Annotated in this window: 19 protein-coding genes; 7 read left to right on the top strand and 12 right to left on the bottom strand. The window is 43.6% G+C overall.

Going from position 1 to position 24,964, the window contains the following annotated elements:
- The first annotated feature begins 66 nt into the window (after positions 1-66).
- The 5 genes from N39L_RS13795 to N39L_RS13775 all read left to right on the top strand — a co-directional run bounded on the left by N39L_RS13795 (position 67) and on the right by N39L_RS13775 (position 9,485).
- A complete protein-coding gene (locus N39L_RS13795; RefSeq protein WP_014275506.1) occupies positions 67-4,530 on the top strand; it encodes a PAS domain S-box protein in 4,464 nt (1,487 codons plus the stop codon).
- Positions 4,530-6,026: an endonuclease/exonuclease/phosphatase family protein gene (locus tag N39L_RS13790; protein ID WP_043468286.1), complete on the top strand. Its 1,497-nt coding sequence runs from the start codon at positions 4,530-4,532 to the stop codon at positions 6,024-6,026. The genes N39L_RS13795 and N39L_RS13790 overlap by 1 nt, the downstream gene beginning before the upstream one ends.
- Positions 6,027-6,325: 299 nt before the next feature.
- The gene (locus tag N39L_RS13785; protein WP_006619079.1) at positions 6,326-8,122 is read left to right on the top strand and encodes a two-component system response regulator; all 1,797 of its coding nucleotides are present in this window, start codon (positions 6,326-6,328) and stop codon (positions 8,120-8,122) included.
- Between the two features lie 58 nt (positions 8,123-8,180).
- Complete coding sequence (locus tag N39L_RS13780; protein WP_014275504.1) at positions 8,181-8,426, top strand: response regulator; 246 nt, start codon at positions 8,181-8,183, stop codon at positions 8,424-8,426.
- Positions 8,427-8,441: 15 nt separating this feature from the next.
- Complete coding sequence (locus N39L_RS13775) at positions 8,442-9,485, top strand: hybrid sensor histidine kinase/response regulator (protein WP_014275503.1); 1,044 nt, start codon at positions 8,442-8,444, stop codon at positions 9,483-9,485.
- On the opposite strand, the gene N39L_RS13770 is transcribed toward N39L_RS13775, so the two are convergent.
- The gene (locus N39L_RS13770; protein ID WP_199318180.1) at positions 9,482-9,907 is read right to left on the bottom strand and encodes an acyl-CoA thioesterase; all 426 of its coding nucleotides are present in this window, start codon (positions 9,905-9,907) and stop codon (positions 9,482-9,484) included. The two genes, N39L_RS13775 and N39L_RS13770, sit on opposite strands and share 4 nt — an antisense overlap.
- 162 nt (positions 9,908-10,069) lie before the next feature.
- On the opposite strand from N39L_RS13770, the gene N39L_RS13765 reads away from it, so the two are divergent.
- The gene (locus N39L_RS13765) at positions 10,070-10,921 is read left to right on the top strand and encodes a universal stress protein (protein WP_014275502.1); all 852 of its coding nucleotides are present in this window, start codon (positions 10,070-10,072) and stop codon (positions 10,919-10,921) included.
- Positions 10,922-10,969: 48 nt separating this feature from the next.
- Here the strand turns inward: N39L_RS13765 and argC are convergent, their stop codons facing one another.
- The 9 genes from argC to N39L_RS13720 form a co-directional block, all read right to left on the bottom strand.
- Complete coding sequence (gene argC, locus N39L_RS13760) at positions 10,970-12,001, bottom strand: N-acetyl-gamma-glutamyl-phosphate reductase (RefSeq protein WP_014275501.1); 1,032 nt, start codon at positions 11,999-12,001, stop codon at positions 10,970-10,972.
- Positions 12,002-12,125: 124 nt separating this feature from the next.
- Positions 12,126-13,262, bottom strand: a complete 1,137-nt coding sequence (locus N39L_RS13755; protein ID WP_193353189.1) for a group II intron maturase-specific domain-containing protein — start codon at positions 13,260-13,262, stop codon at positions 12,126-12,128.
- Between the two features lie 852 nt (positions 13,263-14,114).
- Positions 14,115-15,308 carry a glycosyltransferase gene (locus N39L_RS13750; protein WP_006619084.1) on the bottom strand — a complete coding sequence of 398 codons (1,194 nt, stop codon included), beginning with the start codon at positions 15,306-15,308 and terminating at the stop codon, positions 14,115-14,117.
- 265 nt (positions 15,309-15,573) lie between these two features.
- A protein-coding gene (locus N39L_RS13745) for an IS630 family transposase (protein WP_286131328.1) occupies positions 15,574-16,450 on the bottom strand; the annotation gives its coding sequence in 2 pieces (ribosomal slippage) (positions 15,574-15,636 and positions 15,638-16,450; 876 coding nt in all).
- Between the two features lie 127 nt (positions 16,451-16,577).
- A complete protein-coding gene (locus tag N39L_RS13740) occupies positions 16,578-17,711 on the bottom strand; it encodes a site-specific integrase (protein WP_014275498.1) in 1,134 nt (377 codons plus the stop codon).
- 3 nt (positions 17,712-17,714) lie between these two features.
- Entirely contained in the window at positions 17,715-17,981 is a 267-nt protein-coding gene (locus N39L_RS13735) for a hypothetical protein (RefSeq protein ID WP_014275497.1), read from the bottom strand.
- 73 nt (positions 17,982-18,054) lie between these two features.
- Positions 18,055-18,147, bottom strand: a complete 93-nt coding sequence (locus N39L_RS13730) for a hypothetical protein (RefSeq protein ID WP_350308536.1) — start codon at positions 18,145-18,147, stop codon at positions 18,055-18,057.
- Between the two features lie 131 nt (positions 18,148-18,278).
- On the bottom strand, positions 18,279-18,962 hold the full coding sequence (locus N39L_RS13725; protein ID WP_006617990.1) for an AI-2E family transporter: 684 nt from the start codon (positions 18,960-18,962) through the stop codon (positions 18,279-18,281).
- A gap of 68 nt (positions 18,963-19,030) precedes the next feature.
- Positions 19,031-19,882: an Npun_R2479 family HD domain-containing metalloprotein gene (locus tag N39L_RS13720; protein ID WP_006617989.1), complete on the bottom strand. Its 852-nt coding sequence runs from the start codon at positions 19,880-19,882 to the stop codon at positions 19,031-19,033.
- 370 nt (positions 19,883-20,252) lie between these two features.
- Between N39L_RS13720 and N39L_RS13715 the strand changes: the two genes are divergently transcribed.
- Entirely contained in the window at positions 20,253-21,797 is a 1,545-nt protein-coding gene (locus N39L_RS13715; protein WP_006617988.1) for an efflux RND transporter periplasmic adaptor subunit, read from the top strand.
- A 173-nt stretch (positions 21,798-21,970) separates the two neighbouring features.
- Here the strand turns inward: N39L_RS13715 and N39L_RS13710 are convergent, their stop codons facing one another.
- Both N39L_RS13710 and N39L_RS13705 read right to left on the bottom strand, forming a co-directional pair.
- A complete protein-coding gene (locus N39L_RS13710; RefSeq protein ID WP_006617987.1) occupies positions 21,971-23,926 on the bottom strand; it encodes a CHASE2 domain-containing protein in 1,956 nt (651 codons plus the stop codon).
- Between the two features lie 38 nt (positions 23,927-23,964).
- A complete protein-coding gene (locus N39L_RS13705; RefSeq protein WP_006617986.1) occupies positions 23,965-24,759 on the bottom strand; it encodes a DUF928 domain-containing protein in 795 nt (264 codons plus the stop codon).
- Positions 24,760-24,964 lie beyond the last annotated feature (205 nt).

The raw sequence follows: 24,964 nt of genomic DNA, 5'->3' as shown, positions 1-24,964 counted from the left end.
TCTACCCTATGGGTTCAGCATCTTGATTTGAACCTGCCGAGTTGGTTAAACTTCTATTAAACTGTGATGGTTACTCAGATAATTTATCCATCGAGTCCTGAATTTCAGCAAGCTATTATTAATTGCGCTGATATGGCTATCATTGTGACCGATCGCAATGGTATGGTTTGCACATTTAATCGCGCGGCCGAAAACCTCCTAGGATATACAGCCTCGGAGGCGATCGACCATATTCACTGGACGGAATTTCATCACCAAGACCACAGAAATACTAGCCACTCTGACCAACAACAACAGCTACATCAAACCCTGATAGAGCGAGTAATTTTAGGGGAAACTGACGAACAGCAACATACCTATATTCGCCGTGATGGTACTACCCTCCCCGTGTCTGTGTTGATCAGCGGTGTGAGAGACGAAAATGGGCAATTGATGGGATTTTTGGCAATGGTGCGACCACTACCACAAGCAGCGATCGACACCCAAAAACAGCGACAGCAGTTTCTTAGGAAACAACAACAGGCACAAATGCAATTGGCTCGGTCTTGGGAATTTTATCACGGAGATATTGACCAAGCATTTGAGACCCTGACTGCTATTGCTGCCCAAACTTTGCAAGTAAGTAGAGCAAGTATTTGGTTTTATACAGAATACCATAATGGCATTGAGTGTGTCAAGTTATATGAACAGGAAAAAAACTGCTATTCTCAGGGTATAAAACTGGAAGCTATCGACTATCCCAGGTATTTTGCCGCCATCGAAACGGAAGAGAGAATTGTGGCATTCGATGCCCAAAATGACCCCAGGACTAGGGAATTTACCGCCGCCTATCTCCAGCCTCTGGATATTAGGTCTATGTTAGATATTCCGATTCGTTTGGGAGGGGAAACTATCGGGGTTCTGTGTTTAGAAAATCAGGGAGAGGTGATTGATTGGGATCTGCAACAACAGAACTTTGCCACCTACCTAGCGGACTGGGTAACTCTAACTTTAGAGGCTCATGAAAGAGCGATCGCCCAAAAAGCTCTACACCAAAGCCAAAAGCAACTACAAGACATCCTCGATCACGCTCCTGCCATAATTTACATGAAAGACAATAGCGGGCGCTATCTCCTAGTTAACCGAGAATATGAAAAGCGGTTTAATTTGCACCGTGACCAGGTACTTGGTAAAACTGACTATGATTTGTTTACCCCCGATATAGCCCTAGCTTTTCAATCGGCTGATACAGCTTTGTTGGAGAGTGAAAAACCTATCCAATGGGAAGAAGAAATCCGGTTTAATAACACTTTTAAAACCTACCTATCCCATCGTTTTCTGTTAGAAGATGATACCGGAAAACCGGCAGCTATTTGCTGTCTGGCTACAGATATCACCAACCACAAACGTTCAGAAGCGGCTCTGCGGGAAAGCGAAGCCACTAACCGAGCCTTATTAAATGCCATTCCTGATTTAATTCTCCAATGTCAGGGGGATGGTACAATAGTTGATGTGAAACCGCCCCATGATAGTTCTGACTGGATGTTACCAGAATTATTGGTAGGTAGAAATATCCTAGAGATTTTGCCTAATGAAGTGGGTAATCATCTCCAAAATGCTCATAATCGCGCTTTATTTTCCTCAGAAATTCAAGCCATTGAATATAAACTACCGGCGAATAATGGGGAGGATTGGAGGCAATATGAAACCCGCATTGTCTCTGGTAACTCCCAAACCGTCATTTCCATAATTAGGGATATTACCGAACAAAAACGAGCCACGACTGAGTTAGCACGTCGCGTACAATTAACGGCCCTCAAATCTGAGGTGGGGTTTGCTATGACCCGTGGCGGTAGTTTATCGGAAGTTCTGACTAATTGTGCTAACACTTTGTCGGCTTATTTGGATGATACTATTGCTTGTATTTGGACTCTCAATTCCGCCAAGACTTTACTAGAATTACAAGGTATTTCTGGCTTAGAAAATCCCCCGGCAAATTTGGCTTATATTAAAGTAGGTTATCAGCCAATTGGGGTAATTGTCAGTGAGCAACAGTCGATTTTGAGCCTAGATTTATCCCATCATGGGTGGAGTCAAGATTTTGCAATTATTACCGAGCGAGGTTTCACTAATTTTGTGGGGTATCCGTTGATTGTTGAGGGTGCTTGTGTGGGGGTAATTGGTTTATTTAGTCGGGAGTTGTTGAGTAAGCAAGTTTTGGAAACTTTGGCGGTAATTGCTAATCAAATGGCGGTGGGTATTGAATTTAAAAAAGCGGTGGTAGCCTTACAAAGCCGTGAGGAACAATTAGAATTGGCTCTCGAAGGTAGTGCTTTGGGTTTATGGGATTGGAATATCTCCACGGGAGAAGTATATTTTGACCCTCAATGGCAACGGATGTTAGGATATGATGAACACCAAATTGATAATAGTTTTCAGTCTTGGAAACAATTAATTCACCCCCATGATCAAAAACGGGTTGTGGAGGCTTTGAATGATTCTGTTAAGGGTCGCCGCCATGTTTATGAGGTGGAAGTGCGAATGCTAAATAGTTCCCAACAATGGCAATGGATGCTGTATCGGGGTAAGGTATTTACATGGGATGAACAGGGACGACCTCTGCGGATGACTGGGACTTATAAAGATGTTAGCGATCGCAAACAAGCTGAAATTGAACTATTGCGGGTTAAGGCGGCGGTAGATAGCAGCAGTGATGCTATTGTGATGACTGACCTGGAAGGGAAGGCACTATATTTAAATCGCGCTTTGATTGAAAGTTACGGCTATACTGTGCAAGAATTAAATGCGATCGGCGGACCGATTAAACTTTATATTTCTACCCGGGTTGGTAATAGTATTTTGGCTTCTCTCCAAAATTTGCGATCGTGGAGTGGAGAAGTGGGTATTAAAACTCGCTCTGGGGTGATTATTCCTAATTTAGTCCGTGCTGATTGTATTTTTGACCCTACACAAAATCCCATTGGATTAATTATTGTACATACGGATATTACCGAGCGACGACGTGCCGAAGAAACTCTCCAACAAAAGTTACTACAGGAACGATTTGTCGGTATTATGTTGGAGCGGATACGCTCATCTTTGAATTTACAAGAAGTTTTGCAAACTGCTGTGGAAGAAGTCCGCTATTTCTTGCAGGTCGATCGCACTGTTATTTATAAGTTTAATTCCGATTTTACTGGCTCTATTGCGGTGGAGTCCGTGGGGGCGGAATGGATGGCTTTGCAGGGTTTAGATATCCGTGATGATTGTTTTGAGTCCTCCCATGCGCGGTTGTATGAAGATGGTAGAACTAGAGCGATCGCTGATATTTATAATGCTAATTTAACTGCTTGTCATGTGGGACTGTTAGAAGGTTTACAGGTGAAAGCTAATCTGGTAATTCCGATTTTACAACCTAAAAATGTGGCTAAAGACAATAGTAAACTTTGGGGATTGTTAATTGCTCATCAATGTCGGGATACTCGGAAGTGGCAAGCCTTTGAGATTTCTAGCCTTAAACAAATCGGCGTGCAATTGGCGATCGCTCTCCAACAATGCAGCCTCTTTGAACAGGTACAAATGGAACTGGCTGAACGGAAACAGGCGGAAGAGGCTCTCCAAAGATCCGAGGGTAGAGAACGACGTAAGGCTAAACAGCTTTCTACTACTTTGCAAGAGTTGAAAAGTACCCAGGCGCAAATTATCCAAAGTGAAAAAATGGCATCTTTAGGACAGTTAGTGGCTGGGGTCGCTCATGAAATTAACAATCCGATTAGTTTTATTTACGGTAATGTTAATCCGGCTCGGCAATATTTAGCCGATTTATTAGATTTGTGTGAATTATATCAGCAGGTTTATCCCGAAACTCATCCGGCTATTCAAGATAAGATTGAGGAAATTGATCTGGAGTTTATTAAGGAAGATTTTGGTCAGATTTTGGAGTCCATGCAACGGGGAGCCGAGCGAGTCACTAAGATTGTTTTGTCTTTGAGAAATTTTGCTAGACTTGATGAGGCAAAAATCAAAAAAGCCAATATTAATGAAAGCATTGAAAATACGCTCATGATGCTACAAGGTCGCTTTAATATGGTCGCCAAAAAACGCCCAATTAAAGTGGTTAAAAATTGGGGCGATGTGCCGAAAATTGAATGCTTTGCTAGTGAAATCAATCAGGTATTTCTGAATTTATTAAATAATGCGATCGATGCTTTGGAAGACCGGATCAAAGTCCATAGAGACTTTATTCCTACCCTCACGGTCACGACTTTACCTGTTCATCATCCTAAGTCTGGTAATGTGGGGGTAAAAATCGAAATTGCTGATAATGGTCTGGGAATACCCCAGGAAATACAGTCGAAAATTTTTGATCCATTTTTTACGACTAAATCTGTGGGACGCGGCACAGGTTTGGGTTTATCTATTGCTCATAAAACTATTGTTGAGCAACATGGTGGTTATCTCGAATGTGACTCCCAGGAAAATGTCGGCACTACCATGATAATTAGACTGTTTAATAATTATCTTGATCAGCGAATGTCTAAGGTGGAATAATGATGACAATTGATATAGTGCTTTTAATCAATGCTATTGATGATTTGGAACCTCCCTTTGCCGATTTTTTAGAAACTGCTGAAGTGATGATTACAGTAGCTTCAAGTTCATCGGAAAATTGGCGTGTTGAATGGTTACAGGTTGAAGACGGTATCCCCCCAAATACCATGGCGGCTATTGATACTATTGGGGATATTTGTAGTGACTTTCAATGGCGACCACAAGCCATGAGAGTGATTTATTGCTGGGAAGGTAGACCCACAGAATGTCAGCCAAACTCCACCAGTTTGACAACGGCGATTAATCAAGCGATCGCATCATGTCAACTCCATGATGTCACTATTTATATTAACCGCCCAAATAATTGCCCAAGTCAAGAGTTAAATCGTCTAGCCGAGGAAACGGGGGGACAGGCTTGGGGAGAAGACAATGCGATCGCTAGTTGGGCAATATTCCTCGAATATTTAACCTTTAAACATCCCGTAAAATCCTCAGTAATTATTCGCAAAAACTCTGTAAAAATAGGCACATTTAACCTATATAACTTGGTTTTACCCAATCTAACTTATTACGAAACTCGGCAATATACCCCAGAACTTTACCAACAAAAAAAGACCTGGGTTTCTCGTCAGCTAGAAACCATGCAAGCCGACATTATCGGATTTCAAGAAATCTTCCACCCCGAAGCACTACAAGAAATTCTCGCCGCCACCCCATTCTATGATCATGCTCATTTAATTACCACTAATCCCCGTGGGGATAAACCCGTAGTAGGTCTCTGTTCCAAATTACCAATTATATCCTGGCAAATATATGATAAATTCCCCCCAGAGTCTCAAATAGATATAGAAGGAACTATTATTCCCATCAACCATTTTTCCCGACCAGTTTTAGCAGTTAATATTCAACTCCAAGACCACCTACAATGTACAGTTTTTGTGGTGCATCTAAAATCCCAGCGTCCCAAAATTCCCGAAGGAGTAGATAGCCAAGACCCCGTAGAAAAAGCCAAAGGAAAAGTCAGGTCTTTACTGCGTAGAGCCGCCGAAGCTACGGCTTTACGATATATTATGCTCAAGACTTGGAGCCACAGTCAAAATCCGATTATTCTTTTAGGAGACTTTAACGATAGTGATTTAGCCATTACCACCAAAATTATGGCGGGGGATATTTCTTGGAAAAAAACCCGATTTAAACCAAACCACAACCAGGATGAGTTACGGCTTTACAGTGTCAAGGATATTCAGGTTAGGCAAAGTTACCGAGACTGCTACTATACTTATATGTATAATGGTTATTATGAAACCCTCGATCATATTTTGGTGAGTCAAGAATTAGTTGTAGAAAACTCCCGCCAAGTTGGGAGGGTTAGTTATGTTGCCTTATTCAACGATCATCTGGTAGACCAAAGCCTAAGTGATGAATCAATAGAACCCTGGAAATCAGATCATGGACAGGTTGTGGCGACAATCCAACTCAATGGTTATCCTGGATAACTAGGTAATCAAGGTGGTTTTTGAGGTGACTAGATCATTGAATCAGTCCTGGGTATTTAGACACCCGGTATTAGCAGTAACTAGGTTCAATCAGCCTTAGGGTTGAAACTGACTCGGGAAAGCTAATTAATGCAGTAGACTATGGTATCTTGGTGTCTGTTTGGCGTATCCGTACCCAAATAAGCAACATAGACCCCAAAAAACAACTGGGTTGAGTACAATGTTAATATTTGCTATTTATCAATCCCTTGACCATGTGGGTTCACTAGCTTATCCCACAACCTAGGTTAAAATACATTATGAGTGATAACCACCCAAATAACTACCAAGAATCAGATATTTTGATTGTTGATGATACCCCAGGAAATTTGCATCTATTGTCACGAATTCTTAGCAAAAAAGGGTATAAAGTTCGTGAGGCGATCGATGGTAAAACCGCACTACAGGAGGTAAATAATAAGTTACCTGATTTAATTCTGTTGGATATTATGATGCCAGATATAGATGGTTATGCAGTTTGTAATCAGCTTAAATCGGAGCCATACACCGCCGAAGTACCCATAATTTTTCTGAGTGCTTTGGACGATATTTTTGACAAAGTAAAAGCCTTTGAAGTGGGGGGAGTAGACTATATTAGTAAACCTTTTCAATTTCAGGAAGTTTTAATTAGGGTAAAAAATCAACTGACTCTCCGCCGCACTCAACAACAATTACAAGTGTTAAATACCCAACTAGAAGCTAGAGTTGAACAGCGCACTCAAGAATTAGAAATCGCTAACAGTAAACTCCGGGATATGGCTTTTCGTGATGATTTAACTAATTTACCAAATCGAGCCTTATTTTTGGAACGTCTAGCTGATGGTATTGATGTCAAACAGGAACATCATAATTATAATTTTGTGGTGTTGTTGCTAGACTGCGATCGCTTTAAAATGATTAATGAATCCCTCGGACATTCCGTAGGTGATCAACTCTTAATTGCTATTTCCAAGCGTCTAAAATCCCTGCTAAAACCGGAAGACACCCTAGCTCGTTTAGGAGGTGATGAATTTGCGATTATGGTTAATAAAATCGAGGATATGGCGGAAGCAAAAGCCATGGCTCAAAAAGTTCTTGAGAGTTTTTCTCATCCTTTTGTCCTCCCCAATCAAGAAGTATTTATCAATGTAAGTATTGGCATATCTGGGTCACATTTAGATTATCAAAAACCCGAACATATGCTGCGAGATGCAGATACAGCCATGTATCGAGCCAAAGATTTAGGCAAAGGTCAATATCATATATTTGACCCCAGTATGCACCACAATGTTTCCGAAAAGCTGCAAATTGAAAACGATTTAAGGCGAGCTATTAACAATGATGAATTTCTGGTTTATTATCAGCCAATAATTCATCTAACAACTGGAAAAATCGCAGGTTTTGAAGCCTTAGTTAGATGGCAACATCCCCAAAAACAATTGATTCACCCCGTCTTATTTATTCCCATAGCCGAGGAAACAGGTTTAATTAATGCCATTGGCAATTTAGTCTTAGAAAAGGCTTGTAAACAATTCCGAAGTTGGCAAAAAAGTAAACTGATTAATGATTCGATGTTTATCAGTGTTAATGTCTCAGCCAGACAGTTTGCGAACATGGATCTAAGTCAGCAGATACAACAACTTTTAGAAGTCACTCAACTAGACCCCCATTGCTTAAAATTAGAAATCACAGAAAGCGCAATTATGGATAACCCGAAAACCGCCGTCGCTATTCTGGAAGGTTTTAAAAAGCAAAACGTCAGACTAAGTATTGATGATTTTGGCACGGGATATTCTTCTTTAAGCTATCTGCATAATTTCCAAGTTGACACTCTCAAAATCGACAAATCTTTTGTTCAAAGAATGGATAATAACGGTTCAAGTTGCGGCTTAGTTCCCGTGATTGTTAATATTGCTAAAACGATGAAAATGGGGGTAATTGCTGAGGGGGTAGAAACCTCCGAACAACTGTCATTATTGAGAGGGTTAGAATGTGAGTTTGCCCAAGGTTATTTATTTTCTCAACCGCTCCCCGAAAGTTTATTAATGGAGTTAATAGCAGCCGATAAAATCTGGTAAATCATCCCAGTCTGATCTAACGATAATCAATCCTTCACATTATCAAAAGCCATGGATTATGAATAATCAGAATTTGGCATCAGCCGACATTTTAATAGTTGATGATGTGCCAGAAAATATTAGGTTATTATCAACTATGTTAATGGAGTTTGGATTTCGGGTGCGTAAATCCATTAACGGTAAGATGGCACTCATGGCAGTTAAGGCTTTAAAACCGGACTTAATTCTACTTGATATCAATATGCAAGGCATCAATGGTTATCAAGTTTGTGAAGCCTTAAAAAATAATCCAGAAACTTCGTAAATCCCGATTATTTTTGTGAGTGCTATTAATCAAATCGAAGATAAAATTAAGGCTTTTCAAGTAGGAGGAGTGGATTATATCACCAAACCTTTTCAAGTAGAAGAAGTGATGGCGAGGATTCACAATCAACTCAAAATCCAAAATCTGCCAAGAGATTTACAGCTTCAAAATCAGCAACTAAAAGCCACCCAAAAGCAGTTAGCAGCCACCCAGGTTGAACTAATCCAAAAGGAAAAAATGGTAGCTTTAAATCAATTGGTAGCGGGGATTTTTCATGAACTTAATAATCCGATTAATTTTATTTCAGGAAACCTTGACCCCGCCTATCAATATGTTGAAGATATAATCGAGTTAATTAATTTATATCGACAAGAATATCCCCATCCTTCCCCCCAAATTTTAGCCCGAGCGGAAAAACTGGAACTAGATTTTATCTTAGAGGATCTTCAGAAATTAATCAGATCCCTGAAAACAGGTATCAAACGCATTGATCAAATTATGTTAGCCTTGCGAATTTTCTCCCGCACTAATGAAGCTGAAATGAAATCGATTGATTTGCATGAATGCCTTAACAGTGTTTTGCATTTAATCAGGCATAGATTGCCGGGCAATAATCATAATATTGAGATTAAAGTTATTCAACAAAAGGCGGAAAACTTGCCGTTTATCACCTGCTATGCCGGCTTAATTAATCAAGTAATCATGAATCTAATTAATAATGCTATTGATAGCTTACAATCGGCTGACAGTCAAGCCCATGAGTCCGACTGGGTTCCGACTATTTGGATAACTACAGAACAAGTTAATCCTAACCGGGTAGCGATTCGGATTCGTGATAATGGTATGGGGATTGCACCGGAGTTACAATCTCGTTTATTTGACCCATTTTTCACGACCAAAACGGTGGGTCAAGGTATGGGATTAGGACTAGCTACCAGTTATCAAATTGTAGTAGAAAAACATAACGGACAGTTGATTTTATCTTCTATTCCTGGCGAGGGGGCAGAATTTCGGGTAGAATTACCGATCGCCCCAATTTCCCAGGGTAGCGTAACTTAACCATTATCGATGAGTTTAGCGATCGCCTGATTTAAAAGAGGGGGCCATTGTCGTCTAATTTTGCCAGTTTGGCGATCGATAACCACCAGAGTAGTAGTGGCGCTAACATATCGTTGTCTACCGTCTAGGGACTCAATCTCAAATTCCCAGGGGATACGAACTTTAGTTAGGCCAGAAATACGATTTTTAACCTTAATGCGATCGCCCATGTGTACAAATTGATGATAGCGGATTTCCAAGTCAACCACAGGCAACTCAAACCCCAAAGCGACCAACTGATCATAACCAACCCCCACAGACCGCAACGCCCCAATGCGGGCTTCCTCCATCCAACCCACATAAGTCCCATGCCAAACCACCCCCGCATAATCAGTTTGATGTGGGAACACTTCCACCAAATACTCAAACCAATTTGAGGCCATAGTCGGCTGATCTTGTGAACTAGGATATTTTAATCGAGACACTTTACAATTCGTTCCAAAACGCTACATTTCTACAAATTATCAGTTAATCAGCCGCTTTGTCCTAAGTTATATAATAGTGCGTTTGATAATGAGCGTTGTTTTGAATTTTGGGCAAAACCTATGATCAATAAAATTTTAGTTGCTGTTGCGGGTCGTGGACTGTGCGAAGAGATGCTAAATATGCTGATGGATTTACCATCTCTGCAACAGGCATCTATCACCCTTCTCCATGTAGTGCCCAGCCAAGTCACGGCCGAGGGAATGTCCGTCAAACTAGAAGAAGGAGGCAAAATCCTCGCCCAGGCCGTCCAATCCGTGAAAGTCGATCCCAACCGAGTTAATCCTAGACTCAAACAAGGCGATCCCAAAGATATTGTTTGTCAGGTAGCAGACGAAGAAAACGCCGATCTAATTATTATGGGTTCACGGGGGTTAGGACGACTGCAAGCCGTCTTAGAAAACTCAGTCAGTCAATACGTTTTCCAACTCACGTCTCGACCCATGCTGTTGGTCAAAGACGATACCTATGTCAAGAAGCTACGGCGGGTCATGGTAGCTTATAATTCATCCCCAGAAGCCCAAGAATGCCTAAAAACGGCGATCGACTTTGTTAAAGAAATCCAGGGCGGACAACTAATTATCGCCCATGTTAATAAAGATCTCAGTGGCAAATCAGCAGAAGATTACACCGCCACTGCGGAAAACGACCCGGTTTTAGCCCCGGCTGTCGCCCAAGCCAAACAAATGGGAGTTAGTTATCGTTGTGTAACCGGAACCGGAAAACCCGGCCCGGAAATTTGCCGAATCGCAGAAGACCTCAACGCCGATCTGCTGTTGCTGGGTTCTCCCGATCGCCGCCCCACCGTGGCCAAGAGTTTCATTGATATCGATCGCCTACTCGGAAACTCCCTATCCGACTATGTGCGAGTTTACGCCAACTGTCCAGTGTTATTAACCCGCCACGCCGGGTAAAAGTTTAGGGCGGGTGAGAGACTGATTAACCCGCCCCAAGCGTGAATTTTACGGATAAAAACTCAACTGAGGTAGTCCCAGAGTTTCCGACCATCCCTTCATAATATTGAGGCATTGAACCGCCTGTCCCGCTTGACCCTTAATCAGGTTATCAATGGTAGAAATCACGATCGCCCTATCGGTGCGTTGGTCCACCTCAATACCAATGTAACAAAGATTTGTGCCACAGGCCCATTTACTTTGGGGGAAAGTTCCCCCAGGTAAAACCTTAACCCAGGGAGAATTGCGGTAAAACGCCTTATAAATAGTCAGCAAATCTTCTCGCACCAAACCCGGGTCGCGCAAGTTAGCGTAAACCGTCGCCAAAATACCCCGCACCATAGGCATCAAATGGGGGGTAAACTGCACCGTCACATCATGTCCAGCCAAATCACTACAAACTTGCTCAATTTCCGGCGTGTGGCGATGGTGTCCACCAATACCATAGGCTGAAACCGAGGCATCTGCTTCCGCCAATAGCATATTAGTTTTAGCCTGTCGTCCCCCGCCAGAAGCCCCCGATTTAGCATCAATAATGGCACTATCCGGGACAATTAGCCCCTGTTTTAATAGGGGGGATAAAGCCAACAAACTAGCGGTCACATAGCAGCCAGGACAGCCCACTAATCGCGCTGAGGCGATCGCATCTCGGTATAGTTCAGGCAAACCATAAACCGCCGTCCTAGCCACATCCAGATCAGCGCTTCTTTCCTTGTTATACCACTTGGTATAGGTATTTAAATTAGTAAACCGATAATCAGCAGACAGGTCCAGAACATAACAGCCTTTTTCTAACAGTTGCGGAGCCATTTCGCAGGCCAAACCATTCGGCAAAGATAGAAACACCACCTCACACCGACTAGCAATTTTATCCAAATCAATTGGTTCAATCATCAACTCCACCTGATGACCCAGGTGGGGATATAAACTACAAAAAGGTTTTCCGGCGCTACTTTCTCCTCCCAAATAAACAATTTCAACCAGGGGGTGATCCTGTAATAAGCGCACCAGTTGCACCCCACCATAACCTGATGCACCCACAATTCCGATAGGTGTACGTTGATTACTCAGTTAAACTAAGCAAGCCAGTCACCCAGCCTACTCGTCTCCAAAACCGTGCATGAGACTTTCACCTCACACGGCTCCTCAGAATCAAGCTATGCTGTTATACTCTATGTTTAAGAAGGCTCACCCATTTTCCCTTATGGAAACAGCCAAACCTACAGCCACCTGTTTCCGTAACTTGCCAGTATTTTCGCCGCCAATAATTCCTAGGTTTATCCGGGTGACGACGTTTCGCCCAACTCCGCAATTTCCGGTCAATTAACCTATCTAAATTTCGATGAATTTTGCGGTTATTAGCACCTTGATATTGACTAAACCAATCCGCTATTTTCCGATTCAGCAGGTTAATTAAATCCCCTTGACGACTGGCTTTATGGCTACTAACTATCGTCGCCAATTCTCGATAGTGTTGATGGGCAGATTCTCGACTAGGGCTGATGGTAGTATAATAGTTTAACCCTCGGCGATGATGATTTTTAAACTGGCGAATATGAAACCCCAACAGGTCAAAACCCGGAGAGTTTTCCTCAACACAATTAGCCGTGTTCGTGACAGCATAAAAATCAGAAACTTGGGGGATTTCCAATTTTTCTAGCCAATCACTTATCGCCCTTTGATAGGTGTTGATAGCCATCATATCATCATCTAAAATCACCATCATTTCCCCATATTGAATCAGAGTAGTTCCCGGGTTGCCCAGTTCCCTAATTAACCGACTCAATTGGTGGTTTAACTCTCCCAAAGCGATCGCATCTAATAAACACCCCAAAGCCCCATCAATCCGAGCCTTATTCAGACCCATAGAGCGCGGTAAATCCGGCAACCTTTGAGCCAATATTCTCGGTTGACAAAGCCTGGTTAAATCAATAACCCAGACCAACTTAGGGCCATTTTCCAGACTTTTAGCGATCGCCTGCAACAGTTCCCCAACCGATGAAAAATGAGAGCCAACAGCATCATCCAACTCCCAACGAGCCCGCCATTCCGGTTCCAAAGCCCATTGCATCAAACACTGTTGAACAGCTATAGAACCCCCATCACAACTATCACTAGCAAGATACCTCACAGAAGCCGAACGCATCAGCATTTTTTGGAGTTTACGAACCACCTTAATATCACCCCGTTTCGAGGCGCGGTAAATCCGTTGTTGCAGCTTCCATAGACCACGTTGCCAAAAGTTTCGGCGGCCTTTCATCTCCCCCTTCACCGTCAACAACGACTCATCTACGCATACCATCCTCGTCCCTATCAGACTGGCTTTAGTCTTCTTCACAGCAACTCACTCACTCAGCACAGCAATCAATTCCGTGTGTCCGTCTGCATATCCCCGATTTATAGTCAGGGCCTTCGCTTCTGACACAATCCCTCCCCTAAGCCGCCTGGAATACCCAGTTATTCGCCTTGGTTGACTACTCAGTAATAGGCTTTCCTCAAAAAAACCCACCGAGAGCAACTTAGAGGTTATCCCGTTCCGAAAATCGCTTTGGTTTCTGGCCTTAGAGTCTTCCTTTCTACCGGGGGCCTTTTGAGTGCCGAGTTATTCCCTACAGAAATAACCTGTTAACGTTGGCAACAACAACGCTTTCTTGCCCCATACATATAAGGCAGCGTATACCCGCCTAATTTGGAGTCTAACGGTAGTTCTCGCAGAAGTTCGTTTCCCTACTCATAGCCAGCTACAGGGCGCTTAAATCCCCATTTAAAAGGGTTTACGCCCAATTCCCGCTTCACGGATTGATGACCAGTCGCTACCGTGGGGAACTGTTTTCACTCCGGCACTTGGAGGGTTGGACTTGGATATTTTTTGATTCTGACACTTCCCATATTGGGACCTCTCAGACTTCCGCACCAACAAGCGAGATTCAGTTGTCAAGGGTTAATATCCCCTTGCAGCCTTTCCCCTAGGGGATTTTCCCTAGTTTCAGGCTAACGGGTCGCACTATTGCATGACTCCTAACATGATTAGCTTTTGAGATAAGTCTTGTGACCTACCCAGACCTTTTAGAACCCTTGATAGAGACTTTCACATCATACCCATCCTAGTTCTGTTGCTGCATTGTAGTATCAAATTTCCCCATAGTGCAGAAGTCTATAGTCGCCATCCCATTTCTGACAAGGTTTTTTTGAGCCGTTTGGCTTCCGGGGGGTTGGTTTGTTCATATACGCTTATCGCTGTTTGAAAGGCTTTCAGACTATCGGGAATGTTGCCAATACCTAACAACGCCGCCCCTAAATTTTGGTAGGCTTCCCCATAGTGAGGGTTAAGAGAAATCGCTTTTTGATAAGATGCGATCGCTTTTTGGGAATTTCCCATCGCCCGTAGAGTCATGCCCAGGTTATAGTAACCTAAGCTAAATAATGGGTCAATTTCTATCGTCGTTTCATAGGCCCAAAGCGCCGCTTTTAGGTTGCCCCTACCTTTCAGCAGATTTCCCAGATTATTATAAGCCCCTATTTTTAATTGAGGGAATACATTAACCGCGATCGCCTTTTGATACTGTGCTTCCGCCGCCTCTAGTTGTCCCCTTTTGCTATAGGCAATTCCTAGGTGATAATGCAATTCATACATAGTCCCCCCCTCAATTCCAGATGCCTGCTTTAGCCCTTTTTCTAACAGGTCAATACCTGCTGAGAGTTTACCTAATTGCACATACAGAGCCCCTAATTTACTCGCTAAGTAAGGGTCATCGGGATGCTGTTTTAAATAGCTTTCCATAGCTTCACAAGCCCTTTGTTGTTTATTCTTTTCCGCGATCGCATCCGCACTATATCCATAATGAGCGATCGCTATTTCTGGAATAGAACCGATCCGCCACTGAGGTTCCCGCCGCAAAATCTCCATCACACTATCATCAACCAAAGCATGATAAGGGCGAGAAAAATACAGATCCGGATGATTTCTAAACAGTCGCGACACCAAAGAATAAGGAGACTGCACCGCCCCGATTTCCTGTCGCACCAAGTTAATCAGCAAATAATCTTCCTGGTTAATTAAACCTCTAATTTGAGGGATAATTCCCTCCATTAATCGCTCATCAGCATCTAACACCAAAACCCAATCACCTGTCACATATTTTAAACCCGCATTTCTCGCCGACGCAAAGTCATCACACCAGCTAAACTCATACACTCTCGCCCCCATATTTTTAGCAACTTCCGGCGTTCCATCTCTAGAACCTGTATCCACCACTATCATTTCATCTACTAACTTTCCCACCGTCTGTAAACATTCCCCTAACTGATGGGCTTCATTTTTGGCAATTATACAAAAGCTAAGTTTCATCTCTATCAACTTTATCCAAAACTTTGAGTATTATTATACCCAATCTATTCCTCTCTCCAAGTCCCTCTCCCCCCCCCCTGGGAGAGGGATTTAGGGTGAGGGCAATGTATTAAGCGACTGGTGAACCAGCTGTAATTTACCCAAGTCTGGGATAATTACTACAACTTAATTAACCATTAATTGCCTACTTATTAACCCTAGATTAATCCATTTTATACTACCCAAATTCCCAGGATTTATCTATCTATAGCATTAGTCAAGGTGGTTAGGACTCAGCTTTTATAACGGAATCCATGGCATCATCGAGAGAATCAAACTGCTCACGTGCAATGGCGAATGCGGGCTTTCAACCACGACCAACATTTCTCTATCTTGTTGAGGTTTGGCGAATAAGGTGGTAGATAGAGCAAACGGCATTGAGCCACCTCCACTAGCTCAGGAATCCGTCCCCCTTTATGAAACGTTGCATTGTCTAGCACTAGAGTCTGACCTGGCTTCAGTGTTGGAATTAAGATGAACTCCAACCACAACTCAAACACTGTCCGATTACAACAACCCTCAAAGCGATCGGGGGCTAAGAGTTGTTGATGACACCATGGGGCCATATAGCTCACCCTGCCCTGCCTCTTCCCGGATTTGAGGGCATCGAAGCGTTGTCCTTCCTCGCAGTAACCATAAGGGTAATCCGAGTCCTGACTATTCATGCCGGCTTCATCGAGGTAGACCACTTCTTGTGGCTCCATATGTTCAATCTGAGCAATAAACTCCTCTCGCTGTTGCTGATCACGTTCTTGGTAGCCGTAAGTTTTTTTTCTGGTGAAGCCAATTTTCTTCAAGGCTCTGGATATGGTGCGAGGAGAGATGTCGTCATCCCAAAGTTCAGCCATTTGAGCGGAGGTTTTGTCGCCATGCTCTTGGGCAAAAGCCTTGAATTTTTGCCAGTCGGTAATTTTGTGGTTATTGCCAGGTCGGTGATTAGGTTTAGGGAGGAAGTCTCCGGTCTGTGCTTTTCTTTGCAGCCAGAGATTGATAGTGTTCCGGCTGACATGGAAAACTTGACTGGCTTCTGTTTTGGGCATACCGTCTAGTTCAATTGCATCAATAACTTTTTGTCTGAGGTCGTAACTATAGGGGGCTGGCATTTTTGGTCTTCTTAGTCATCTCGTCCTCTCCATTATACGTCCTAACTTTCCTGTCTGGTGCTATAGTGTAAAAGAAACCCCCTAGGTATTTAGCCTAGAGGGTATTGTGTTGTGGGTTTATTGGGGGTTAATCGTCTAACTGATAGATTAATCTAAGTCCTGCTTTCATTTCTGGTGATTCTGGGTCAATACCATGATTGAGTAGTGTTTGCTTTGCCATATCTAGTGGCAATGGTTGTCGGTGGTGGCGTGTTAAGATACCTAACTCTGTGGCAAGGTTGCGACGTTTTTTGTATTTGCTGTCATTAATCGCTACCGAATGTCCAAAGCAGCGTGCCCTGATTTCTTGTGGTATCCCGTTCATTTCTCCCAGTTGATTAGCTAGATGTCGGAAAGCTAATGCTTGAGTAAATCCCCACTTATGGTGTTTAAGCCATTTACGATGATTATCATTAAAACCGCTAGGGTCCTTGGCGTTTGTAATAGGTAAACAGACGTTATGAATTCCTAGGCGGTTAATCAAAGCCTTGTCTTTTGACATTGGTATTGCTAACCTTTGACCTGTTTTGGTGCTACTGCCAAAGTAAGTAAACTCACCAATAACCAGCACTAACTCAAGGTTGTTAGGGTCAGATATGGCCGGGAAAGTAATGCCGTCAATCTTGACTGTCTTATCTAGGTTCTGACTTGCTGCAATCTCTGATGGTCTCAATCCATATAAAGCACACATTGCCGACACCCAACACCAACCATCACGTGCTTGACGTTCCCTTGAATTCTCATAATCAGTGTTACGCTCCTTGTCTAGCAAGCCTAGCAAGGTATCCAAGTCTACACTCTGGGATTCAGTAAACACTGTTTGGGTAGGGTTAATCTTTTCTAGTTTCTCTAGTGCTTTTTTGCAGCCAGCGTGTTCTGCTACCTGTTTTAATCGGTAGTATCTGTCTTTAAAGGTTTTGCTACCTATCGGGTTGCTACCGTCCTGTAACGGGCTATACAGTGCTTTCTTGATACCCTCCCAGTTAACATAATCATCCCAGTCTGTGACTTTGTTAAATACATCAAGGAAACAGGCTTTAAATGACTTAACGTCACTAGCTATATCGCGAGAGCGCTTCCGTTTAGTGTTCTTGTGTACCCCATTAAAGTAATCATCTTCCATCTCTTTAAACACTTGGCGATAGGTGATTAAGTCGTTTTCTAGGGGAGTTTTGTTTTCGTCAAGAATAGTGGCCTTGTACCAGTCCAGCCATTCAGACACCGACTAAAATTGTCCGTCAAGGGATTTATGAACTAACCAAGCCTTGTCAACAGCCTTGCGGATACCCTCTGGGGTAAACTGACAATTACAGCCCCGTTGTTTACGCTCTCCCGTCTCCGGGTCAGTAGTGATGTCTAGCTGAATTGTCCCCCGGTTACGCTTAATCCTGGCACCTTTGGGGCATTGCTTACGGGACAGATTGAAAAACTCAAGAATATCCTGAAAGCCTTGATATGTACCACTATGTGTACTGTTTGTACTTGCACTCATTTTACACTAACTCCTAAATGTGCGATCGGCTTTGAGTGCACTAGAGTGACGGTATAATAAGGGTTTTAGGGTTTCAACTAGGACTTAATCCTGTGAGATTTCCCATAATTCTCGGAGCAATTATATTATCTTTTACCTGTTGAACAGCTACGGCAATTATTAACAATTGCCAGGCTAACCACCAGTCCAGAAAGGCGACAATAATAGCGACGGTGCCAATTCCTCAAGTCGCTCCAATAAAGGGGATCATCTCCATGAAACCAATAAAAACGGCAAATAATAGGAAATATGGAACCCCTAAAAAAAGAACATTGGAGCCAAAGTGAAGGCTATAAATAGCCCTAAGATTAACTGTCCAGATAAAAAAATCTGGAGATTTCTCGGCAATGATTCAGTTAAGACTAACCGGATTTTTGGCGAAATAATTATAGTTAAAGTAGACCATAATCTATCGCCATCAAGCAGCATATAAAAGGAGAGAAATAAAATTAAAATTAGGTCAATCAACCAGTTAAAATTTCCCAAAACTAACCCCAGACTTTTGCTGGTGATCGCCTGTGCTTGTCCTTGTATTTGATTGAGTAGTTGTTGCTGTAAAATCCCCACATCAAAGGGTAAATTATGTTCATAAATCCAGGATTGAAATAGGGCTAACTGCTGCTGTGCAGACTCAGCCAATTCGGGTAATTTGGTAATAAATTGTCTAGTCTGATTTAACACAGGAGGAAGCAGGGTTAAACCCACAAGGACAACGACGGTCGCCGCCACCAAATAAACCCGTGCTGCCGCGACTCCCCTAGGGATAAATCGTTTTAACTTAGCCACAGGTGCATTGAGAATAAATGCAACTAATGCAGCGACTATTAAAATAGTAACCAACTCCCCTACATAATTAATAGTTTTTAGGGTAAGACCTCCAGCAATCAGAATTAATATCCAAGAGATTAAGAACTGCTGTATAGGTGAAAATATGGAATTCATTAGGGCTTGATTTTTAACTATAGACTTTCAGATTGTACGGAGGCAAATTAGATGGTCAACCCCAGTAATTAGACTTCTACTGTACCCTGAGACACCTGATCATGTTCAACCATAAACACATTAGAGTAAAGGTTGGCAACAATTTGTTTACCTTGTTGGGTAAGAGACAAGTAATTTAAGGCATCTTTGACATAAGGATAAACACCATTCCAGTAGAATTTAGGATAGTTCTTGCGTAGGTCTTCTGGGCTTTTGTAGCCAACTCTTTTATTAAAGCCAGTTTCCTCAAATTCGTAAAATAAAGCACTGATTTTTTTCAGGTAACGAGGATCTGAGAGTTGACCAATGAGATCAGCCGCCCGAACCAAACCGGGATAGTTCATGGTATTCTGATGATCGGATTCTTTGGGGACTGGAAACCGGGTCAGTTCGATATTATGCTTAATGACTTCAGCATCAATCAGTTTATGGCCGCCAAAGCGTTCTTCAATAAATAATTTAGCGCGATCGACATGGAAAGGGGTGAGACTAGCATCAGTACATCCGTCTGGTAGTTCTACCATGGTTCCGCGTCCGGTAGCAAAGGTATTTTCTCGATCGCGACGACAAACGCCTTTGACATAACCAATATCGTGACAAACTAGGGAGATGATGTAGTGTAGCCAGTCTTCACAGGATACGCCACCCTCGCGGATATGTTTTCCCCGCAGGATTTCCTGTCCCACTAATGTGACCATAATTGTATGTTCGACATCGTGATAAAGGGCATCACTATTGGCAATGTTTTCTAGAGCCATGTTTCCAGCCCAGCCAATAATCTCCTCATAGTTGGATTTATAACCTCCGTGGGTGCGGCGGTAACCTTCCCGAATTAGTTCAACAAAGGCATCAATTAGACATTCCGTGGCATTAAAAACCATATAGGCTCGTCCTGGCTATGTTTTGATTATAGATAAACTACTGACGAGGTATGTACTATAGCACTCAGCCTATATCCTAATCTACGAAACAGAATTATCAAAAGCGATCGCCCCCAGACTGGTAGCGGGGACAAATCAGAATTTGTAAAGCTGAGTTAATCTATGTAAATAGATGTGAACTACTAGTGGAGACCTCGCGCCACAGACTCTCAAGGAGCTAAACCCCTTAAAAAATAAGGCTTTTTCGACGGTATCCCTCAGATATTTTGCTCCTCGGTTCCCGGGGACACCTGGAAATTGTGAATTTTAAGAGGAATTTACGCAACTTTTCTTTACAATATATTTAAGGAGTGCCGGGGGAGGATTACTCGTGGTTCATAAAGATACATTACCAGATATTGATGACGATCAATACCCTGAATTGTCACTAAATGGCGATCGCGTTAAATTTGAAGACCTAGAGGAAGAACCCGAGGAAGCTGTACCTCCCCAGGCGGGCGGTTGGCGGAATATGGTGATCGGGGTAGCCATAGGAATTGTGGCGACTCTGGGAGTTCTACACTTTTCCTCTAACAACAGTTCCGAACCCGTAACCGAGGAAAGCCCAGGGGTAGAAGTAGCGCCAGCAGTTAGTCCCAGCGCCACCCAAACGGTGACAGTAGCGCCAGTGGAAATGACGACTGTGGCGCGCACCCTTGATGTAACGGGGACTGTGGAAGCCTACGACCTACTCCCAGTTTTACCCCAAGCCAGCGGAGTGCAAATTCAACAGGTTTTAGTAAATCAGGGGGAAATGGTAACACAGGGACAGGTTATGGCGGTGTTGGATGATTCGGTTTTGCGATCGCAAATTGACCAAGCCAACGCCCAGGTAGAGTCCGCCAATTCCCTCGTCCGTCAGCGGGAAGCTAACCTCGGACAAGCCCAAGCCGGTCTCGCGCAAGCGCAAGCGAGTCTATTGGAGGCTGAGTCATTACTGACTCAAAATCAAGCTAGGTTAGCGGAAGCCAAGGCTAATTTAGATCAAGCCCGCCGAGAAGTAGAACGCTATGAAGATTTAAGCAGCCAAGGGGTGGTGAGTCGCCAGGAACTAGAAACCCGCATTACCACGGCAAAAACGGCCGAAGAAGGGGTGAGAGTCGCAGAGGCTAATATTTCTAGCGCTAGGGCTACCATTAGCAGCGCTAGGGCTAATATAGGCAGTGCACAGGCTAACGTGGAAAGCGCCGAGTCTAATATCCGTAGTGCAGAGGCTGAGGTGCGTAGCGCCCAGGCGCGGGTTCGCCAGTTGGAAACTCAACGGGAACAAACTGTAGTCCGTGCGCCTATGAGTGGCATTGTCGCCCAACGGACAGCGCGAGTGGGGGATGTTACTGGTAATCAACAACTGTTTTCGATTATTGCGGAAAATCAGTTAGAACTACACGCGAAGGTTCCAGAAACTCAGTTATCACAGGTGAGAATTGGTGCTGCTGTTACTGTGACTTCTGATGCTGATCAAAATTTGCAGGTGCGAGGGGTGGTGCGAGAAATTGCGCCTCTGATTGATCCTCAAAGCCGACAAGCTACTGTGAAAATTGACCTGCCTCCCTTGGGGGCTATTCGTGATTCTTTCTTGCGTCCGGGAATGTTTCTGCGGGCGGCGATTACTACTACTACTGTACAAGGAATGAAGGTTCCCGCTAGGGCCATCGTTCCCCAGGCTGACGGTAGTTCTATTGTTTATCGTCTATTACCTGATGATACGGTGGAAGCGCGAACTGTGGAAGTGGGAAGACTTCAAGGCCGTTTAACAGGCGATTTATCGGAGGCGAGTATAGAAATTATACAGGGTTTAAATGTAGGCGATCGCATTGCGATCGCTGGTGCAAGTTATCTTAAAGATGGCGATAAAGTTAATGTGGTGTCGCGGTGAATCATGAAACTCCTTATCTTGTCCCCCTCTGGGAGGGGGGGATAATGTGGGTGGGGGTGCGGAGCTGTCTCCGCCGTGAATTACATCTGGGGGCGAGGAGATTCATCAAAAGCTGTGGCTATTCATAACTACCTAGGACAGTTGACAGAATAGATGGAAAGATTTAATACAGACTAAGGATTGTTAATTTGATAAACATTAATAGGTTGAGTGCGACCTTTGAGGTGAATGCTACCGATATATTCAGTTAGACATTGATAGCTGACTTGTTCATGGGTTTGCTGATTAATTAAAATGCGGCAAACTCCATCGCCAAAAGACTTATCATAACTTTCTAGGCGGGCGGCAATATTGACACTATCTCCGAGAGTTGTATAGTCCATTCTTTGGGAACTACCTAAACTCCCTGTAACTACCTCTCCGGTGGCAATTCCTACGCGCATAGAAACCGTAGGCTTACCTTCTAATTGCCATTGACTGTTTAATAATTTGAGTTTTTCTCCCATGGCTACGGCACAGGAAACGGCAGCGATCGCATCTTGTGCAATTTCTTCTGAAGAAGTGCGGGGAATAGGAACCCCAAACACAGCCATAACGGCATCCCCAATCAACTTATCAACAATGCCATTATGGTCTAAAACAATATCAGCCATGCCATTCATGTACTCATTCAACCAACACATCAAAGCATCAGCGGCCATGGTTTCGGCGATGGTACTAAACCCTTTCAAGTCAGCAAATAAGACTGTAGCAATCATTTTTTGCCCAGTCAGTTGACCGCGCGCAATTAATTCATCTCGACTTTGCCAAATCATCTCAGCAATTTGAGGGGTAACATGGCGACCAAAGAGAGTCATAACCATCTGACGTTCTTGGTGTTCCCAATTAGCAATATAACCGGCGATCGCAATTCCCGAAGTAGTAAAAGCGATAATTGGTGGTACTAGGGGTATCCACCAGCCTTCAAGAAAAGCAACTTGGAGTTCTAGGGTTAAACTGCCGCCGCCAACAACTAAACTAAGTAAAGCCCCCCAACCTAATCGGTAAGTCCACCCTAGGGCGGTACCGATACCAGACCAAATCAGAATCCAAAACAACTCCATACCATGAGACCAGACCTGAAATTGGGGGCGACCGTCAAGGGCGGCGCTGATAATTTGGCTGGTAAGATTAGCATGAATGACTACTCCAGCCATGCGATCGCCTTGACGAGTGAGAGTGCCGCTGTAGGGGGTAAAAAATAGGTCATTCAGGCTGTGGGCAATAGGGCCAATTAAGACGATGCGATCGCTAAACAGATCAGGGTCTGATCGTCCTTCAAGTACATCGGTCATAGAAATGGTCTGAAAATTCTCTTGGGGACCACGATAATTCAACAATACCTGATATCCGCCAGCATCAGCCCTAACATAGCCCCCATCATTGCCAGAAAAGCGGATAAATAGCCCTTCTCCCAATTGAACATTTCCGTTGTCTGTAACTGTGGGGGTAATGCCGTGTTGGTACAAATACATTAGGGCTAGTTTCGCGCCTAAACTTAAAACCGTTTGATTGTCTTCTGGTTGTAGCGATAACAAACCGCGTCTAATGCGACCATCAGCATCAAGGACTAAATCAATCGAACCGACCCGACCTTTCTCTTTTAATTCTGGGGGAGGCGCAATAGTTGCCGTACTACCATCACTCACCACCTTTTCCACGCCAATTAAATTAGGGACAGTTTGATAAACTTCTAGTAACTGTTGATGGCCGGGTTGTACGGGTAAATCTCGGTAAATATCCAAACCAATGGCTACTGGTTGCTGTTGGTCAATAATGGTTACTAAGTCGGCTAAAACGGCATCAGGAATCGGCCATTGTCCCACATTCCTAATATCTGGCTCATCTACAGTTACCACGACAATGCGCGGATCCATTGGTTCTAAGGGACGCAAGCGCATAAACTGATCAAAAGCCGCCCATCCAAATAACTGTAAGACTCCAGCCCATTGAATGGCAATTACCAGGGCTGTGACAATGGGCGGAATTAGCAAGCCAGAAAATTGTCGAAAATTTAAAGCACGAAAACGGAAGTGTGAAGTCGGAAGTCGCAAAAAACTCCTTTTCTTGACCATAGCTTCACACTTCATGGCTCAAATTTCCCGAACCTTTACATCAGGATTTAGGTTTAGTTCCACTCCACAAATGGCTCATCAGCGACATTTTCTAACCCTACTGAGTTTAACAGTTCTCGCCAGTGACTAGCTAGGGTGAAGTCTTCAGGTTGCTGTTGTCGTAGAGTTGCTAAGGTTGCCAAACTTTCAAACCAAATTCCATACTGAGCATAGATGGCTGCTTGTTCCAAGGGTTTGGCGATCGCCAATTTTTGACTCAAATCGTTATCCAGTTGGATGCGTTGGATTTCCCCGGAAACAAAAACCACTTCTGGAATGTTACCAGCATTGGAGGTTTCACAGACAATCCCGAAAGACCAGCGATAGTTTTTACCCGCCTCGAGAGATGGGGCATCGTCTGGGATTCTAATACTGACGATACCAGGCTTTTGAGGAATTGGCAAGCTGGTCTGATAAATATCAAAACCATCTTCGTCTTTGAGGCTAAAAGCTACCTCAGTGCCAACTAATGCTGGTAGGTAGAAGAATAAGGTTGGTTTTGCCTGTACAGTTAATCCTCTCATATCAGGTCCGATTTCCTGGGGTTGGATTAAATTAGGAACTAGGGCGGTGAGAGTTTGGCTTAACTGTTGCACATCTGGGCAACTACCTCGAGAGCCTCCGGCGGCGGTACGGGTGGGCATCCCCTGACCTGGGGGTGGCTCAAACGCCATACTAACGTGAGTTGGCGGGCGATTTTGATTTCGTCTGGCTGTCTGAGCCAGACTCGGTGAGGTATTCTGTACAACTAATCCTACCGATAGAATGAGGGAAATGCTGACGAATGGTTTTAAAAATTGCTGAGTCATTTGCACTCTCCTATGAGACGAAAAGATTTTGATTGAATTGGTAGCCCCTGACTGTTTGAGCGTTTAATCTGATTGTAGTATTATTTAAGTCCCCTTAAAAGTGATTAGCCAGGGAGTTAGGTTAAAATTTGTTGCTCTAGGCTGGCATTTGGGGGCAGTTGGGGGCGGTAAACATGATCAATGGTAATATTTACCACCGATGGTA

Origin of the sequence: Limnospira platensis NIES-39 (assembly GCF_026000695.1) — a bacterium.
Taxonomy (GTDB): Bacteria; Cyanobacteriota; Cyanobacteriia; order Cyanobacteriales; family Microcoleaceae; genus Limnospira; species Limnospira platensis.
Note: the sequence above shows the minus strand (reverse complement) of the source record. Positions and strands in the feature narration are given on the sequence as shown.

Bases quoted from the DNA above. Each gene is read 5' to 3' on its own strand.
- N39L_RS13795 (WP_014275506.1), top strand. From the start codon at position 67: ATGGTTACTCAGATAATTTATCCATCGAGTCCTGAATTTCAGCAAGCT.
- N39L_RS13790 (WP_043468286.1), top strand. From the start codon at position 4,530: ATGATGACAATTGATATAGTGCTTTTAATCAATGCTATTGATGATTTG.
- N39L_RS13785 (WP_006619079.1), top strand. From the start codon at position 6,326: ATGAGTGATAACCACCCAAATAACTACCAAGAATCAGATATTTTGATT.
- N39L_RS13780 (WP_014275504.1), top strand. From the start codon at position 8,181: ATGAATAATCAGAATTTGGCATCAGCCGACATTTTAATAGTTGATGAT.
- N39L_RS13770 (WP_199318180.1), bottom strand. From the start codon at position 9,907: ATGGCCTCAAATTGGTTTGAGTATTTGGTGGAAGTGTTCCCACATCAA.
- N39L_RS13765 (WP_014275502.1), top strand. From the start codon at position 10,070: ATGATCAATAAAATTTTAGTTGCTGTTGCGGGTCGTGGACTGTGCGAA.
- N39L_RS13755 (WP_193353189.1), bottom strand. From the start codon at position 13,262: ATGGTATGCGTAGATGAGTCGTTGTTGACGGTGAAGGGGGAGATGAAA.
- N39L_RS13750 (WP_006619084.1), bottom strand. From the start codon at position 15,308: ATGAAACTTAGCTTTTGTATAATTGCCAAAAATGAAGCCCATCAGTTA.
- N39L_RS13735 (WP_014275497.1), bottom strand. From the start codon at position 17,981: ATGAGTGCAAGTACAAACAGTACACATAGTGGTACATATCAAGGCTTT.
- N39L_RS13725 (WP_006617990.1), bottom strand. From the start codon at position 18,962: ATGAATTCCATATTTTCACCTATACAGCAGTTCTTAATCTCTTGGATA.
- N39L_RS13720 (WP_006617989.1), bottom strand. From the start codon at position 19,882: ATGGTTTTTAATGCCACGGAATGTCTAATTGATGCCTTTGTTGAACTA.
- N39L_RS13710 (WP_006617987.1), bottom strand. From the start codon at position 23,926: ATGAAGTGTGAAGCTATGGTCAAGAAAAGGAGTTTTTTGCGACTTCCG.
- N39L_RS13705 (WP_006617986.1), bottom strand. From the start codon at position 24,759: ATGACTCAGCAATTTTTAAAACCATTCGTCAGCATTTCCCTCATTCTA.